The organism is Mycobacterium sp. D16R24 (assembly GCF_002013385.1).
In the GTDB taxonomy this organism is placed as follows: Bacteria; Actinomycetota; Actinomycetes; order Mycobacteriales; family Mycobacteriaceae; genus Mycobacterium.
Genome location: NZ_MAEV01000010.1, coordinates 180,387 through 195,544, shown reverse-complemented (window position 1 = coordinate 195,544; position 15,158 = coordinate 180,387). Strand labels below are relative to the sequence as shown.

General features: G+C 62.8%; 17 protein-coding genes and 1 pseudogene. 9 read left to right on the top strand and 9 right to left on the bottom strand.

Annotated elements, in window-relative coordinates; translation table 11 throughout:
* The first annotated feature begins 221 nt into the window (after positions 1 to 221).
* Positions 222 to 848: a hypothetical protein gene (locus B4383_RS08690; protein WP_083000307.1), complete on the top strand. Its 627-nt coding sequence runs from the start codon at positions 222 to 224 to the stop codon at positions 846 to 848.
* A gap of 308 nt (positions 849 to 1,156) precedes the next feature.
* Here B4383_RS08690 and B4383_RS08685 read toward each other — a convergent pair whose 3' ends face one another.
* Entirely contained in the window at positions 1,157 to 1,954 is a 798-nt protein-coding gene (locus tag B4383_RS08685) for a hypothetical protein (RefSeq protein ID WP_067992214.1), read from the bottom strand.
* Between the two features lie 374 nt (positions 1,955 to 2,328).
* Between B4383_RS08685 and B4383_RS08680 the strand changes: the two genes are divergently transcribed.
* From B4383_RS08680 to B4383_RS08670, 3 genes are all read left to right on the top strand, one after another.
* Positions 2,329 to 3,450 carry a tyrosine-type recombinase/integrase gene (locus B4383_RS08680; RefSeq protein ID WP_078290128.1) on the top strand — a complete coding sequence of 374 codons (1,122 nt, stop codon included), beginning with the start codon at positions 2,329 to 2,331 and terminating at the stop codon, positions 3,448 to 3,450.
* Complete coding sequence (locus B4383_RS08675) at positions 3,440 to 3,772, top strand: helix-turn-helix transcriptional regulator (protein ID WP_078290127.1); 333 nt, start codon at positions 3,440 to 3,442, stop codon at positions 3,770 to 3,772. Before B4383_RS08680 ends, B4383_RS08675 begins: the two co-directional genes overlap by 11 nt.
* 290 nt (positions 3,773 to 4,062) lie before the next feature.
* Positions 4,063 to 5,214: a hypothetical protein gene (locus B4383_RS08670; RefSeq protein WP_286150579.1), complete on the top strand. Its 1,152-nt coding sequence runs from the start codon at positions 4,063 to 4,065 to the stop codon at positions 5,212 to 5,214.
* 293 nt (positions 5,215 to 5,507) lie between these two features.
* On the opposite strand, the gene B4383_RS08665 is transcribed toward B4383_RS08670, so the two are convergent.
* Positions 5,508 to 5,975, bottom strand: coding sequence for a nuclear transport factor 2 family protein (locus B4383_RS08665; RefSeq protein ID WP_078290126.1), 468 nt, complete (start codon positions 5,973 to 5,975; stop codon positions 5,508 to 5,510).
* The gene (locus B4383_RS08660; RefSeq protein ID WP_078290125.1) at positions 5,972 to 7,186 is read right to left on the bottom strand and encodes a cytochrome P450; all 1,215 of its coding nucleotides are present in this window, start codon (positions 7,184 to 7,186) and stop codon (positions 5,972 to 5,974) included. The genes B4383_RS08665 and B4383_RS08660 overlap by 4 nt, the downstream gene beginning before the upstream one ends.
* Before the next feature lie 193 nt (positions 7,187 to 7,379).
* On the opposite strand from B4383_RS08660, the gene B4383_RS08655 reads away from it, so the two are divergent.
* Positions 7,380 to 7,949, top strand: a complete 570-nt coding sequence (locus B4383_RS08655) for a TetR/AcrR family transcriptional regulator (protein WP_078290124.1) — start codon at positions 7,380 to 7,382, stop codon at positions 7,947 to 7,949.
* Here the strand turns inward: B4383_RS08655 and B4383_RS08650 are convergent.
* Positions 7,950 to 8,102 (bottom strand): annotated as a pseudogene (locus tag B4383_RS08650) (helix-turn-helix domain-containing protein); the annotation flags it as partial. It abuts the gene before it with no gap.
* Positions 8,103 to 8,651: 549 nt separating this feature from the next.
* Positions 8,652 to 9,338: a TetR/AcrR family transcriptional regulator gene (locus B4383_RS08645; RefSeq protein ID WP_067992211.1), complete on the bottom strand. Its 687-nt coding sequence runs from the start codon at positions 9,336 to 9,338 to the stop codon at positions 8,652 to 8,654.
* Between the two features lie 101 nt (positions 9,339 to 9,439).
* Between B4383_RS08645 and B4383_RS08640 the strand changes: the two genes are divergently transcribed.
* The 3 genes from B4383_RS08640 (at position 9,440) to B4383_RS08630 (ending at position 11,160) form a co-directional block, all read left to right on the top strand.
* Complete coding sequence (locus B4383_RS08640; RefSeq protein ID WP_068001992.1) at positions 9,440 to 9,952, top strand: PaaI family thioesterase; 513 nt, start codon at positions 9,440 to 9,442, stop codon at positions 9,950 to 9,952.
* On the top strand, positions 9,949 to 10,620 hold the full coding sequence (locus B4383_RS08635) for a TetR family transcriptional regulator (protein ID WP_067992207.1): 672 nt from the start codon (positions 9,949 to 9,951) through the stop codon (positions 10,618 to 10,620). Before B4383_RS08640 ends, B4383_RS08635 begins: the two co-directional genes overlap by 4 nt.
* Positions 10,621 to 10,695: 75 nt before the next feature.
* Complete coding sequence (locus tag B4383_RS08630; protein WP_062655118.1) at positions 10,696 to 11,160, top strand: DUF6188 family protein; 465 nt, start codon at positions 10,696 to 10,698, stop codon at positions 11,158 to 11,160.
* A 47-nt stretch (positions 11,161 to 11,207) separates the two neighbouring features.
* On the opposite strand, the gene B4383_RS08625 is transcribed toward B4383_RS08630, so the two are convergent.
* On the bottom strand, positions 11,208 to 12,257 hold the full coding sequence (locus B4383_RS08625) for an LLM class flavin-dependent oxidoreductase (RefSeq protein ID WP_062655119.1): 1,050 nt from the start codon (positions 12,255 to 12,257) through the stop codon (positions 11,208 to 11,210).
* 181 nt (positions 12,258 to 12,438) lie between these two features.
* Positions 12,439 to 12,822 (bottom strand): PaaI family thioesterase, encoded by a 384-nt coding sequence (locus B4383_RS08620; RefSeq protein ID WP_078281697.1) that lies wholly within the window; start codon positions 12,820 to 12,822, stop codon positions 12,439 to 12,441.
* Between B4383_RS08620 and B4383_RS08615 the strand changes: the two genes are divergently transcribed.
* Positions 12,790 to 13,023 carry a hypothetical protein gene (locus B4383_RS08615; RefSeq protein WP_162291742.1) on the top strand — a complete coding sequence of 78 codons (234 nt, stop codon included), beginning with the start codon at positions 12,790 to 12,792 and terminating at the stop codon, positions 13,021 to 13,023. The genes B4383_RS08620 and B4383_RS08615 overlap by 33 nt on opposite strands.
* Positions 13,024 to 13,247: 224 nt before the next feature.
* On the opposite strand, the gene B4383_RS08610 is transcribed toward B4383_RS08615, so the two are convergent.
* Both B4383_RS08610 and B4383_RS08605 read right to left on the bottom strand, forming a co-directional pair.
* Positions 13,248 to 13,916: a transglutaminase-like domain-containing protein gene (locus B4383_RS08610; RefSeq protein ID WP_043985051.1), complete on the bottom strand. Its 669-nt coding sequence runs from the start codon at positions 13,914 to 13,916 to the stop codon at positions 13,248 to 13,250.
* Positions 13,913 to 15,013: a BtrH N-terminal domain-containing protein gene (locus B4383_RS08605; protein ID WP_067992202.1), complete on the bottom strand. Its 1,101-nt coding sequence runs from the start codon at positions 15,011 to 15,013 to the stop codon at positions 13,913 to 13,915. The genes B4383_RS08610 and B4383_RS08605 overlap by 4 nt, the downstream gene beginning before the upstream one ends.
* Positions 15,014 to 15,158 lie beyond the last annotated feature (145 nt).

Sequence of the window (15,158 nt, the reverse complement as noted above, 5' to 3'; positions counted from 1 at the left end):
CCCCGCACACGCTTCTCGCTCTGGAGCGGTGGCGGCAAGGGCATCTTCTCCCGATGGATCGCGGCGCATGGATCGTCCCAGCGTGGGTAGACGACCCTGTAACCGGAGAACCCGCTGCCGATGGAGCGTTGGGTGAGGTGCGTGCTCGGTCAGCACCATTGAGTGACAGCGGGTATGCCGCGGTGGTGTCACAGACCTGCGACATTGCGGGCGGTCCCGGGATGCGGCATCCGCTGGTGCAGGCATGCCCGGTACGCGACATCTCAGTCTTTTCGACGGAGAAGGTCCAGCAGATCAAAGACCATCAGCTCTCCGACTACGTCTGGCTAAGTGAGCCTCCGGTTCCTGGAGCGGTTTGGGCCGTGGACCTGCGCGCGATCGTTCCGGTCAGCAAGGGTTTGCTCGCTGCGCAGGAACCGGTCGTGGGGTTCGCCTCGATTGAGGACGAGCTCATTCTCGGACAGCGCCTTGCCAGCAAACTTGGCCGGCCTGCTGTGCACGATGCGCTTGCCGGTCCGGTATTCGAAGCTCTGCGCAAACTCATTTCGAAGGCGAAGAAGTCGCAGGACTGGTGCGATGACGTCGAACAGCTTCGTTTGGAGATCGTCGAGGGGACCACACTGTATCCGAAGCGTGTGCGACTACTCGTGCTGACAGACGTCCGCTTCGGACCGTCGGAGAAGAAACCGCTTCGCGACGAATGGAAGTCCCATCGGAAGTCATTGAACGCCGCCGGGATTACTTGGGAACCAATCCATTTCCTCACGGTCGACAAATGCCCCGTGCGACTCTATCGCGCGTCGGTACCCATCGAAGCGCCGACTCTCGAGCGCGGACGGTTTGCATAGACCCACTCGGGGTGTCCGCCTCACCAATCGCACAGCTGATTTCGGACAGGGTGGCCCCACGTACCTATCGAAGCACGCCGCGGTCCGCTCCCGGCCGGATCGCGGAGTCAGAAGGCAGGTTACGAGCGACTGCGCTCACTGGCGACGGATCCGCCCTAGGGCGCTCGGCAACGCCGATGCCGATGTTGCGCAGGACGCACATCGATTGCCTGGCGGGTTATCTGCCACGTGACCCAGGTTACGCAGCGCGCATCACGCGGGCACAACGGGCGTTGACGACCAGATGATCGATACGGTTGCTGAGCCGTTCAGGCGCGATACGGATAAACAGCTTTGGCGAGATCACGCGCCGCCGTCAGAGTCGCTCGGTCGAGGTCCTTGTGCCGTGCCCGTTCCGTGAGCCTCGCTAGCAGCGTGCACAGCGCCCGCTCGTCCCGGGAGGCAATGTCTGCGGCGTCGAGCGCGCTGACAGGGACAGGAGCCGGTGAATCTTCAGGCGTCAGGGCGAGGTCGGTCGCGGAACCGGCCCTCGGCACCTCGACGACGCGGATCGGCGTTCCGTGGCGCTCGGCAGCCATGCGTGCAGCAGATGAGTCGCGCCGACACGTGTCCGAGCAGTAGAGCCGGCAGCGTCCGCGACGTGGCCTGTCTTCAGGATCCATCATCAACACATCGCATCGCACGCACCGCGGCCACTCCGTGTCCACACGAGCGTCGCGCCATGCATCAGCGCGCGCAGCCGGTTGCTTCTTAACGGCTTTCGCCGCCTTGCTGCGCAGCAGCGCGCGTATCTCTCTGACATCAACACCGACCAGCTCGGCGATAGCCGCCAACGTCGCGCCACGTTCCCGCATGTCCTTGATCGATGCACAGGCTTCCGCGTAATAGCGGCTGCGCCTGCGCTGCGCCTCCGCCTCCGCTTGCTGGCGAGACTGCGCGACGCGACGGGCCTGCCATTCGTCCACATCCTGCAGGCGTCCGATCAACGCCCGAACGGCGGTCGCGTCATCGGCGTTGGCACGGTCCTGCTGCGCTCGCACTTCGTTCGCTCGGCGTTGCGCCTCGACGGCGCGACGACGCGCCTCCAGTTTCGACACAGCAGTCATGTCGACAACCTACGAAGCAACACGAGGTTTCGTCCACGACCACAGCCACATTCGTCTCAGTTCCGCGCGTCGCTCAGCGTCACTTCCGATGGCGCGCCCCGGCCGCTGTCGTCACTGCCGAGTAACCCGCCCCGCTTGCCACCAAGCCATCCCTGCCAGCCAGTTCCTCCAATTCCGACACACCTCTTGCACTCTGGGGCCGAAGGTGGCGAATCAACTTCAAGTTGTCGCCTGCAGACGACGCACCGGGCGAGAGCTGCCCAGCCGTGATTGAAGCACATCTCTATCACTGGTGGTCGACGCTTTAGCGCTCACCCGTGGTAACTTGCCGTTGTCATTGTAAACCGTGAGTTGACCGCAACGGGGGCTGTCAGGTGAGCGTTCCGGGTTCGGCGCATCTAGTTCTTGCCTCGGGTGTCGTTCACCTTGATGAGCGATCCGCGGTCTTTGAGGCGATGTTGTTGGGGTGGGGTCGTCAGCAGCAGTCGAGGCTGCTTGCCGAGTCCACAATCGAGTCGCGGCTGGGTTTACTGCGACGGTTCGCCGCTTTTGCAGAGACGCTTCCCTGGGACTGGACGGCCGGTGATGTTGAGGATTTCACGGCCGCTTTGATGTCTGGATCCGAGCGCAAGGCGCCGTCGACTATCCGCGGTTATCACATGACGTTGCGGATGTTTTGCGACTACCTGCTCGATGGCCGGTATGGCTGGGTTGGGCAGTGTGAGCAGCGGTTCGGGAGGATTCCGTCGCAGGTCTGCCACGACTACAACACAGCAGCGCATTTGGTTGACTACGAGGGTAAGCCGGCTCGCCGTCCATTCACCTACGACGAGGTGGAAACGCTGTTCGGTTTCCTCGACGATCGCGTAGACATCGTGGCACGGTCAGGCCGCAAGGGTGCCTTGGCGGCGATGCGGGACGCGCAGATGATCAAGACTGCGTATGCGTTCGGTTTGCGTCGCCGAGAGCTGTGCTACCTCGACGTGGCCGACTTGCGTCCCAACCCTCGGATGCCGGCGTGGGGAACGTTCGGCGCGGTCCACGTTCGGTACGGCAAATCCAGTCGTGGTAGCGCCCCGCGGCGCCGCACTGTTCTGGCTGTTCCGGAGTTCGACTGGGTGATCGACGGACTGCGTCAATGGGTCGAGCAGGCTCGACCACTACTGCGCCCCGGAACGCGTGACGAACTGTGGCTGACCGAGCGCCGGCAGCGGTTGGCGACCACGACGATGGACAAGCGTTTCGCGGTTCTGCGCTCGCAAGCTGGCCTACCCCATGACCTCACGCTGCACTGCCTGCGTCACTCCTATGTAACGCACCTGATCGAATTCGGTTACCCCGAACGGTTCGTCACCGAGCAGGTCGGACATTCCTACGCCTCGACCACCGCGATTTACACCTCGGTGTCCAACGACTTCAAGACCAAGACACTGCAGTCGGCACTCCGTCGGGTGTACGGATCCGCGCCAACGATCGGGAGCCAGGATGAGCACTAGAACCGTGATCCGGTGGAATTTGCGCCGGCTCATGGCGGAGAACGGCATGTTCGCCACCACCGAGCTTGTCGCACCGCTGCACGAACGTGGCGTGGAGATGTCCCGACAGATGGTTCACCGCATCGCGACCAAACCGCCGCAACGCATCAATCTCGATGTGCTCGCAGCGCTGTGTGACATCTTGTCGTGCACTCCCAACGACCTTCTCGAGCTCGCCCAAGAACAGACGCTGGAGGCGTCCGCCGTCAACGACAGCGGCCCCGGGATTGGCGACCTGCGGCCGATCCGCGCCACGATCCGCCGGCCAGACGACAACGAGTGACCCGCCAACACTGTTGGGAATGCGGAAGTACCAACGGATTGACCTATCTGTCGCACGACCGTCGCATGTGTGTCGGCTGCCGTCGCAAACGGCACTATCACCCCGAATGCTGCCCGCTGTGCGAGGTCGTGCGGCCGCTTGCGTGGCCACGCGAAGAGATGGTGGTGTGCGCCTCGTGTGCCGGTGTCGCATCGATCTTCGCGTGCCGAGAATGCGGCCGAGAAGACCACCCTTACGGACTCCATCGCTGCGCGCGCTGCTTCCTGCGCGAACGCCTAGGCGACCTGCTGATGGACCCGGCGACCGGTCAAACCCACCACCGCTTGCGACCGATATTCGACGCGCTGGTGAACTCCGAGCGACCGCAGACCGGACTGTGGTGGCTGCGCAAGAAACCCGGCTTCGGCCCCCAGCTTCTCCAGCAGATGGCCTGCGGTGCAATCGACATCAGCCACGACACCTTCCGCTCCCTTCCGTCGGACAAACCACACGACTATTTGCGCAACCTCCTCATCGCCGTAGGCGTTCTCGAGCCAGTCGACATGCGTATCGAGCGCATGCCGCCTTGGATTGATGACATCACCGCCGACCTACCCCCTGACGACGCCGCACTGATTCGCCGGTTCGCGCACTGGCACGTCCTGCGGCAGATGCGCACTGCCGCCCGAGGGGACCGCCTGACGAAGACAATGGCCGATGCATCTCGCCGACGCATTCGCGTCGCAATCCACATCGTCAACTTTCTCGACGACCACGGTTTCACACCCGACACCGCGACCCAGGATCTACTCGAGCGCTACCAACAACACGTCGGCGGCGCGTCGCTGACCCATGAGTACGCCTTCGTGACCTGGCTGCGAGACTCCCGAATCAACACGAAACTGACCATCCCAGAAGTGCCGCGGACTTGGCCGGCGATCACGGTGTCCGACACTCAACGCTGGGGAGCTGTCGACCGCCTACTTCACGACACCACTTTGCGCCACTACACCCGTATCGGTGGTCTGCTCACGCTCCTATTTGCGCAACCACTAGCGCGAATCGTGGCCATGCGAACCAGTCAGATTGCCGAGACCGACGACCATGGCTTGAACGTCACGTTCAACACCATTCCGATCCGAATGCCGCCCGTCCTCGACGATCTAATTCGCGAGCATCTCGAACGACGCGGCAAGAGCCTCTACGCCTCGCGGGACACCGGCTGGCTCTTTCCCGGCGGCAATCCCGGCCACCACCTTGCCTCTGAGAACATTCGCGCTCAGCTTGTCGCCATCGGCATCAAACCCTACGAGAACCGGAAAGCCGCGCTGTTCCACCTCGCCGGCGACATACCCTCCCCCGTTCTCGCTGAGCTGATTGGCATCACCACCCACAACGCCGCCGACTGGGCTGCGCTCGCCGCCCGCCAGTGGACCGACTACATCGCTGAACGCGTCCGCTGAGAGACGCTGCGTGCGCTAGCACTGGCAGAGAGGCCGCCTCGATGCCGTGGTCGGTATCGACGAGGATCCAAATTCGTTCCGCCACCAGTACACCCTGGAACAGGTAGGCCAGCGCCCGCTCTCTCCGTGCTTTCACGCACCGCGCCCAGTCCGCAGTCGTCCGCAGCAGCCTCGTTCGCCGTAAACAGCAGCCGACGTCCGCCAACCATCTGAACCTGCTAAGACTTAACGATGCCAACGCCATCAACGGCGACAAACGCCCGTACTAGGCGCGTTGCCCACGGAAATTGGGGCTACCCCTCACCCCCTTCATTTGAGATCAGGACTGCCACTCCGTTCATCTGGTGGACGTCCGTTATTAGATGACTCAGGCGCAGGGACGCGAGTTTCCACACGTCTTCTCGGCGGACCCATCGCTCGGTGTAGTGCCCGTAGCCGGTGACCGAGGTTCCATTGTCGAACACAGCCCGGTCTTGCACGGCCCAAATCACCTGCGCCTCGTCTCCATTGAGGTCGATCTCGGGCGTGTGGACTTGGTGAGCGGTCCTTGAGCCGGCTACCAGGGATTGCAGCAGCGCCACTGTCTCGTCCCGTCCCACGGTCATGTGCGGTTCGGAATGTGCTTCACCCATGCCAAATTCGATGTCTGCGGTCATCAGCGCAGCTAAGCCGTTCCAGTCGCGGGTGTCGAGTGTTCGGCAGTACTTGGCCTTGGCTTGGGTCAGTTCGTAGAAGGCGATTAATTCTGCCTGCTCGGTCATGAGACTGCCAGTTTCAGATGATCCAGTCGGCGGACAAGGATGCTGGGTAGCCACTGACCGACGTCGGTTGCCTCGATCCAGGTTGTCTGTTCCAGCAGCATCCGCAAGACGATCTGGGCCTCCAAGCGTGCCAGTGCGGCACCGACGCAGAAGTGTGCGCCCTTGCCGAAGGTGGCGTGACCTTTAGCGCCGCTGCGGTCGAGCCGGAACTCGTTAGGTAAAACGAACTGGTTGGGATCACGGTTGGCGGCTCCCCACATCAACAGCAAGCGGGAATCGGCAGGCACATCGACCCCGGCCAGGGTGGTGTCTCTGACTACGTGGCGGTAATGGCCGCGAAACGGAGACTCGTAGCGCAATGTCTCCTCGATGAACGCACCCAGCAGTTCGGGATTGGCGCGCACCTGTTCTTGGATGCCGCTATGGCTCACCAGAATCCAAGCGGCGCTGCCCAGCAAGGACGCAGTGGATTCGCCTGCGGCGCTAAACAATGTGAGCATGATCGCGAGTGCCGGAAGCTGCTCCACCTCACCTGCGGCATAGCGGGCGGCGAGGTCGCCGATGAGTCCTGGCTGGGCACTTTCACTGGCCTTTGCGAAGTGCTCCATAACGTACCCAGATAGCTCCATGGCAGCCATGCCAGCGGCTTCGACTTGGGCCGTACTAACGACGCCGTCCAGGAGAGTCGTCGTGGCGTAGCCCAGTCGGATCAGCCTGTCGACGTCTTCCTCCGGCAGTCCAAGCAGGCGGGCGACCACCATCATCGGGAGCCGGTTAGCCACCGCGCTCATCCATTCAATCTGACCGTCGGCCAATCCTTCGGACCACAGTTGGATGGCCGTCGCTTCGGCGAACTCTTCAATGACACGAATGCGTCTGGCCGATAGGTGGGGCACCAGCAGCTTGCGATGTGCATCATGTACCGGATCGTCTGCGGTGGCCAGCGCGTGCATCGGGCCGCCCAGCGTCCCCATATCGAACGGGGTGACGGTCCCGTCGTCGTGGTAGACCATCGTCGCGGTGAGGTTCGAAGAGAAGTCCTCCACCCGGCTGACGGCGTCCATGACTGCGTCCCATCCGCACACCGCATAGAAGACAGAGTCGCCAATGCGATGTACCGCCGCTTGGTCGCGCATCCGGTCATAGAGCGGGTAGGGATCCTGTAGAGCGTCGGTTCCGAAGAAGTCTTTCGCATCCGCCAGAAGGGTCATGCACTCAGGTTGAAACGCGGCGCACGGCAGCGTCAACGGCGCAGGCCGAACATGAAATCCCATCTCAGCGTGGTCCGCGAGGCGCTTTCTCAGTCCGGTGAGCCCACCAGCGCCTTCGATGATAAATTGGCCGGCATTCTTCTCATGGTGATAAAACGGGCTTATGGGTTCGCGGCGCGGAAGCAACTGACTGATGGCGACTAACGATTGGCTGGTTGGGCGGGATCGCCATAGCGAGGCTGCCGAACGGATCTATGCCGCAGCTGCCCACCTGATGTCGCGTCAGGGCTACGACGCATTCAGCATCGACAACTTGGCCGCCACCGTTCACTGTTCACCGGCGACCATCTACCGCCACGCGGGAGGTAAGGCGGCAATCCGCGACGCCGTGCTGGGGCGACAAGCCGAGCGCATCCTCGACTCGGTTCGCGAAGCCATCGCTGGGCTGACCGGCCCTGAGCGCATCGTCACGGCCACGACGGTCGCCTTGCAGCGGCTGCGCACCGATCCGCTCGCGCAGATCATGCGCTCGATGGCCACACTCCCCGGCGACGAATGGCTCAGCGACTCCCCCATCGTCACCCGCTTCGCCACCGAAATGGTGGGGCTAAGCACTCCTGATCCCCTTGCCGCGCAGTGGCTGATCCGAGCATTCCTAGCGCTGTGGTACTGGCCTCTCAAAGATGCCGATGCCGAGCATCAAATGGTGCGGCGATTCCTCGGGCCGCCGTACGCAGTCGACACCAACGACTCGGTCGCATAGCTAGTCGTCGACGTCCTCGGCCAAGACTCGGTAAACGGTCGCACGCGATACACCCAACTCGGCGGCAATCGTGCTCGCCGACTCACCACTGGTGTGTATCCACTGCGCAAGCGCCACTTTCGACTGATCCAGCGCCTTCGGAAACCGACGGACTCGCAAACGACGCGACGGCGCCATGACCGAGGCGCCACCAATCGACTCCCGACCTCTTCGAAGCATCGAACAGCAGCGCACGGCTTTCTCGCCTCGTAATCGGATCCGCGCCGTACGCACATCACCACCGACATTCAAAGAGAACGGCCACGCCTTACTCCGCTGTTGGCAGACGCTGACCGACTCGTCGTGCCGGGATGGCCCGAAAAGAACGACCCACGAGGCGCGCTATTAGACTCGAGCGAATACGTCCTGTCCACCAGTAAGCACGATCACTTTTCGTCGGACGATAAACACGCATCGATCCGCAATGCCATTGACGAAAGTGCTACGGGGTCTCAACGCGAGCAACCGCACTGCGAACGCTGAGGCGGTTCACGTCGCCTGGCCCGACATAGTCGTCGTGGGCATGCCTGCGATCTGCGTGCACGGCCCCTAGCGAGTGACGGCGAACATTTCGCCGGTGCCATCGCCGACGTGACTGGAGTGCAGAGGAAAGTTCGAAGACCAGCCAGACTGGGCGCAGTGAAACTCGTTGCCGCTAGAGGGCTATGCGAGCGGTCGCCCTGCATGCAGACTGGCGGCCTTCACGCGCTTGGTCTCGCCATCGTCGCTCTTGCAGTGGGCGGCGAGAAAGCCATCGACGAGGTTCTCGCAGTCGTCGTGAGTGATGCCGCGAATCCCGGTCATCCGGGCAAACGCCAGTGGGCCGACCAGTTGGCACAGCGCCAGTTCTCGGTCGAAGTTCTCCAACTCGGCTTGCGCCGTCGGGCTAGAGAGTATGGCGTCGAACGGTTGCCGGTACTGGTCGACGACTCGGGCCCGCAACGCGCCGGATGTGTGTCGATCATCGGCTTCGTTCGTCGGGCCGGTGGGACCAAGGGACAGCCATGCCAGCGTCGTGACATGCAGTGGCGCGTCGTTGAAAAGAGCGGCTTGGCGGCTTAGCAATTCGATCAACTGGTCACGCAGAGGGCCGCTGGTCGGTACCGGAGTCGCCACCTGGGGAAGCAAGCGTTCGAACGTGGCTGCGAGCAGGTGCGACGAACTTTGGAAATGGCGGTAAAGCGTGGTTCTGGCCACTTTGGACGCTTTGGTGACGGCATCGATCGTGACGGCTTCCACGCCGCCAGTGCTCAGAAGGGTCGCGGCTGCATCCAGCAGTCGATTTCGAGACCGGATTCGCCGCGGGTCCACGTCATCGTCAGGGACCGGCGCTGGCTGACTGTCGCTCACTCATTCACCTCGGCGGTCGATTTCACGCGATGCTGTCCTGGCAGTCTAGCAGTGTGGTACTAACGGTATCGAAGCGAAACCGATAGTATTGGAGCGTGATTGTGCCGGAAAGCGCGTCGCTGCCGAAGCGGTTACCTTCGCACACGACAACGTGCATGGGTTGCGGCCCCGACAATCCCCACGGACTGCAGTTGGTGGTGCACCGCCGCGGCGACGCGGTGTACTCCGACGTGATTTTCGACGAGCGCCACATCGGGGCTCCTGGGCTGGCCCATGGCGGAGCAGTTGCGGCGGCGTGCGATGACGTCTTGGGATTCACATTGTGGATCGCCGGCACACCAGCGGTGACTCGCAGCCTGACAGTGGAGTATCTGCGGCCGGTACCTCTGCATCAACCCCACAGGATCACCGCCCACATCCGGTGCCGCGAAGGACGGGCTCTGCACGTCATGGCGACGGGCACTGATTCCGATGGGGCCAACCGCTTCACCGCCACTGCGGTATTTGTCGCGGTCAGCCAGGATCACTTCGCTGCGCACGGCGACGTCAGTGCTTTTGGCGGCCTTCTCGAACAGTTCTCACGTCACGGCGGCCTCGACGACGGGCGACCATGACGCTCCCCCTTTCTCGCAGCCATGGCAAAACCCGACCGCTGGAGGCAAAATCAGCCGGCGGCCGGACGCGGACCGCTGTAGCGCCCGCCTCGCATTCATCCACCCAGCGCCGGGAAGCGATTCTGGACGCGGCCCTGCTCGTGGCCACGTCAGGTGGCTATGAGGCGGTTCAGATGCGGTCGGTCGCCGAGCGGGCCGGTATCGCCGTCGGCACGCTCTACCGCCACTTCCCGGCGAAGACCAACTTGTTGGTGGCGGCGCTATCGCGCGAGTTTCGCCGACTCGACTCGGCTGACGACTGGGCTAGCGGTGACGGCACGCCATTGGAACGGCTCGAACGTCTCACCACACACCTACATGACCGCTGGCAGCGCGATCCCTGGCTGACATCAGCCATGACACGAGCGTTCGCCGTTGCAGACACCCGGGCAGCCGCAGAACTAGACTGCGCCGCCGCCGAAATTCAGACCCTGCTGGCCCGCACGCTCAGGGGCGGCGAACCGACTCCAGCCGATTTACACATCGCCGCGATCATCTCCGACGTGTGGCTGGCCAACCTCGTGGCCTTTTGTGGCCACCGAGCGTCGGCCGCCGATACTCGCGAACGCATCGACCTGGCCACTCGGCGCGTGGTGACCAGCCGCGCACGACCCGCGGAAACCGCATAACGATACTAGTAGTATCGCAGCGCTACCTGAAGTACCCTTAGGGCGAGGCTCGATGACGCGGCGAAGGAGAGTGCCATGTATACCCAATGGATCGAAAATTGTGTCGTGCAACGCGTCTCCGTGCGCGACGGCCTGGTCCTGGACCTGGACGACTACAACGAGATTGTCATCTCGTGCCCCTTGCTGCTGACACTGCCTGCGGTCGACCCGTATCCCGCAGAAGCGGTACGCATCGATCCACTCAAGATCGCGACTGACGAACGCCCGTTGTTGAACCTCGCCGGCGCGGTGTGCACTCAGGCCTGGTCCGGCGACGATGGAGGGCTACACCTGAGGTTCTCGCGTGGACACAGCATCGACGTCGACCCCGATTCCGAGGAAACGGCATGGGAGTTGTACGGCAAGCGCCACGGCTACATGGCATGCCTACCCCGGGGGCGGGTACGCGTGGTCCGCCACGACCTCCCCGACAGCGACGACGCCAACATCCTCAACAACGCCGCACAACCGTCGGCGGGGTCGGCGCGACAGACGCACTAAATGCGACCGCGGACGGGGACGGGTCAACTTCGGCGGCAATGCGTGGATCAGATTGAACGTGGACCGGACTGCCCTGGCGACATCGAGGCGGGCGAGCATTCCCGAATGATGCTGTCGAGGTTTTGCTGCACGCGCTCGGGAGCGATGCCAACCGATGGTGAATACAGCATGATGTGGTCGAGGACGCCGTCGTAGCGTCTCAGCTGTTCACGGACCTCGTGTGCCGTCCCCGCGACGCCCATGGTGTCGATCATCTCCTCGGACACCGCGGCGAACATCGCCGGGAAATCGCGCTGGGCGAATGCTTCCCGGATGGTTCGGCCTTCGCTGGCGAAGCCGTTCACATCAAGTACCGTCTCGTAGGATTTGACCGAGGAGTAGAACGCAATCTGCTGCGCCAGTTCGCGCCTGGCGACCTCGGCGTCGTCGTGGATGGCGCACATCACCATGGAAATGATTTCCACGTCATTGGGGTCGCGGCCGGTGTGCGCGGCACCCCTGGCGATAGCGGGCCGGACGATCTCCTCGACGTAGGTGGTGGTGAACAGGGGATGTCCGGCCAGCCCGTCGGCCACCCGCCCGGCCGCCTCGCACATCCGAGGCCGGACACCGGCGGTGACGATCGGGATCGGCCGGCTGGAGGGTCCCACGTCGCCGGTCGGCGTGAGATTCATTCTGTAAAAACGACCCTCGTGATGGATCGGGCCTTCATGCAGGTTCCATATCCGGCGCAGCAGCATCACGAGTTCTTCCATCCGCAGCGCGGGCGCGGAGGTGTCGGGCACGCCGTGCCAGTCGCTCATCATCCGCTTGGTGCCGTTGCCGATGCCCAGCACCAGCCGTCCGTTGGAGAGTTCGTCGAGATCACGCGCCTCGGTGGCCAGCACCAGGGGGCTTCGGCCGACGCCGTAGAGAATGGAGGAACCGATCCGGCAGTTCTGTGTGCAGTTGGCCATCGCGGCCATGGAGATCGAACCCGACCGGGAGTAGAACTCCGAGGCCCATACGGCGTCGAACCCGGCCGCATCGGCGGCGTGTGCGGTCTGGGCCAGTGACTTCAAATCCGCGCCGAGAACCGACAGGCCGTAGGTGCTCATGACCGGTCTCCTGTGCGCGGGCGCGGGCCGTCGAATACGACGGCGCTGACCCGTGGCCGCCGTCTGGTGGAGGTGATCCTCGGCGACCAGGTACATGAGTGCGTTGATGATGTTTGCGTCGAGCGGGGTAAGAGACGTGGAACGCGCGCGGCCAGCCGTGCGCCACCTCCAAGGCTGGTGCTCAGCATCTTCCCTCCCTGGGTGACCGCACAATGCAGGGTGTCGAAGTCGCCTTCTGTATGGAACTAGTGAAGTGCGCCATCGTGACGACGACGAATAACCCTGAGGCGGACGCGACTAGCTGACCGGTAGTCTCCTCGCGCAATTCTGTCCGGACTTCGAGTTTCCGGCCGGTCTTGGACACCAGCTCCGCGCTGACCTCGTAGGGGACCCCCAGCAACACCGGCGCGTAGAACTCGGTATCGAACCTGCGGGTGACGGCCATCTCACCGACGACGTACAGCAACATGCCCACCATGTCGTCGAGTACGGTCATGACTGCGCCGCCATGTGCGATACCGGGTGCGCCGCGATGTCTGCCGTCGAAGATATGCCTGGCACCCACCCCGTCGCCATGCCGACGCGCTCGCAGGCGATGACCGTGCGGATTGTCTGTGCCGCAACCAAGGCACCACGGGTGGTGCGCATCAAGGTAGTCGCCGTCGGCGGCGACAGCACGATCCTGAAAGCTATGCCACCATGCGATGGCCGAATCTTCTTCCGCTTGCTCTTCGATGACGAAACCCTCCTAAATAGACCCTCGTAGCGCGTGGTTCACCACACGACTGAAGAATTGCGCCGGCGTCGACTGGGCTGATCGCCGGTAGATATGTATGTAGGACTCGTTAGCCCGCCGAGATCATCGCTGCGACACACCTTCCGATTAGGACACTGTCGGCTATCTGGTCCTGCCCGTAATCCCTTGGACTGCAGTGTATTCATAGCCGGCCAGATCGCGTCACAATGAACTGGCACACAGTCCGCAGCGCCTCACAACTCCTGGGAGAAGGCGTCACGCTGGGCTCCAGCGCCAGCCATGAGCGGGCCGTACCGGTGATGCAACTCTGTAACGATGTCGGTGAAGGGGAGATCGTGGTACCAACCGCGGTCGTTGAGGTACTCCATGTGTTGGCTTCCCCCACCGTCGTAGGCATGGAGGAGCGCATCGGTGTGGCCGTCGAAGTCGATCGGAGGTACACCGAATCGCGCGCAGAGCTCGGCATTGAACGCCGGAGTGGCCTTCACCCAGCGGTTGTTGAGTTGTAATTCGCTATATCCGTGGTAGACGAACACGTCGGTACCTCCCATCCGGGCACGCAATGTGGTGGTCTGCAGATGGTTGCGCACGTCCGCGAATCCGAGCCGGGCCGGAATGCCCGCCGCACGAGCTGCCGCGGTCAGCAGCACCGCCTTCGGTATGCAATACGCCCTCGACGCTGTCGCTACATAGCTCGCCCGATAATGCTCGGGATCGTCGTCGGTGCTATAGGGATCGTACCAAATCCTGTCCCGCACAGCGGTGAAGATCAACCTCGCCTTCTGCACAGGGTCACGAACGTCACCGACCGCGTCCTCGGTGAAGCGCTGTACATCGTCGTGCTGCCAATCGAGGAACCCAGTTGTCTCCAGGAAACTCGATTCGTTTGAAGTGTCGCTCACAGATAGCCTTTCAGATAAGCCTCGAGGCCGGTATCGACAGTGCCAACGGATCGACTGGCCGTTTCGAGGGCTTCGACGAGGCGTGTTTCGGAGTCCGGGATCGTCGCGGCGATTTTGGCCGCAGCGAGACTACGACTCCGTAGCGATGTGCCGGCATCGGTGGCTGCGGCCGCAAGCTCAGACCACGCTTGGGAAGCGTGTCGGGCCGCGGCCGCCGCTTCGGCTGCGGCGGCGTCCCCGAGGAGATCGGCGATATTCTGGCAACCTTGTGCTTGCAGCATACGAAAGAGCCCGCCACCGGTTCCGGCTTTCTCGATGAACGCCCCGAGCCCGAACAATGCCGCGGTCAGGGCGTCGTCATCAAACACCGTTGGCCAATGCCGTACGTCATCGGCGAACTCCTGCACACCCTTCAAACCGGAGGCCTCGACTTCAGCTGCCTCGATGCGCAGTAGCGGCGCACCTACGGCACCGCCGCGCATGAAAGCTGCGCTCGCGGCTAATGCAGTGGCGGCAATCGGCCCAAGGTCGGGCACTCGCTCCGGCCAGTCGACGTGATATGTGGTGTGCCGGGTCGGTGTAGGGAACCCTACCGAGGACCGCGCCCGGCGCAGGTCGTCATAAGCCACCGTTTGGGTGGTCTCGCGGTCATTATCGACCACATAGGCAACCCCTTGTTCGTCATCATATCCGGTGATGACGATGTCGTGACGGCTCATGTGCAATCGGACGCGCAGGTAAGGAAGTTCGCCGATGTCAGCCCAGACCATGACGGGTCGGCCCTTGTCGACTTCGTCGGTAACAAATGACCATCCCACGTCTGCGTCATCGGTCGATCGCACTACGCAGTTTGCACCAACTCGGGAGAGGTAGTCTTTTTCCAGGTCGCTTCCTCGTCCTACCAGGTAGATCTGGGGAAACAATTGCGTAGAGCGGACGTACGAGAAGTCCAAGGCTCCGCCGAGGGTGAAGACCAATCCTTCACTGAGTGTTTCTGTCCCCCATCCTAGTTGTGCCCATTCAGTAAGGTCACGCAGCGCACCGGAACCACAGTGCCCTCCTCTCCTGTGGGGATAGGGAATTTCAATCCTCGCCATCGCCGCTTCCTCTCTTGTCCAATAGCACTGTTAAGACTCATCGAAAGCTACGTTCCATCAAGGCGTCGCGGCTGGCGGTAGGTGCCAGAACTGGTCGACCGCAGCCAATCTCACCCGCGCAGCTCGACCGCCTATGACTATGGGA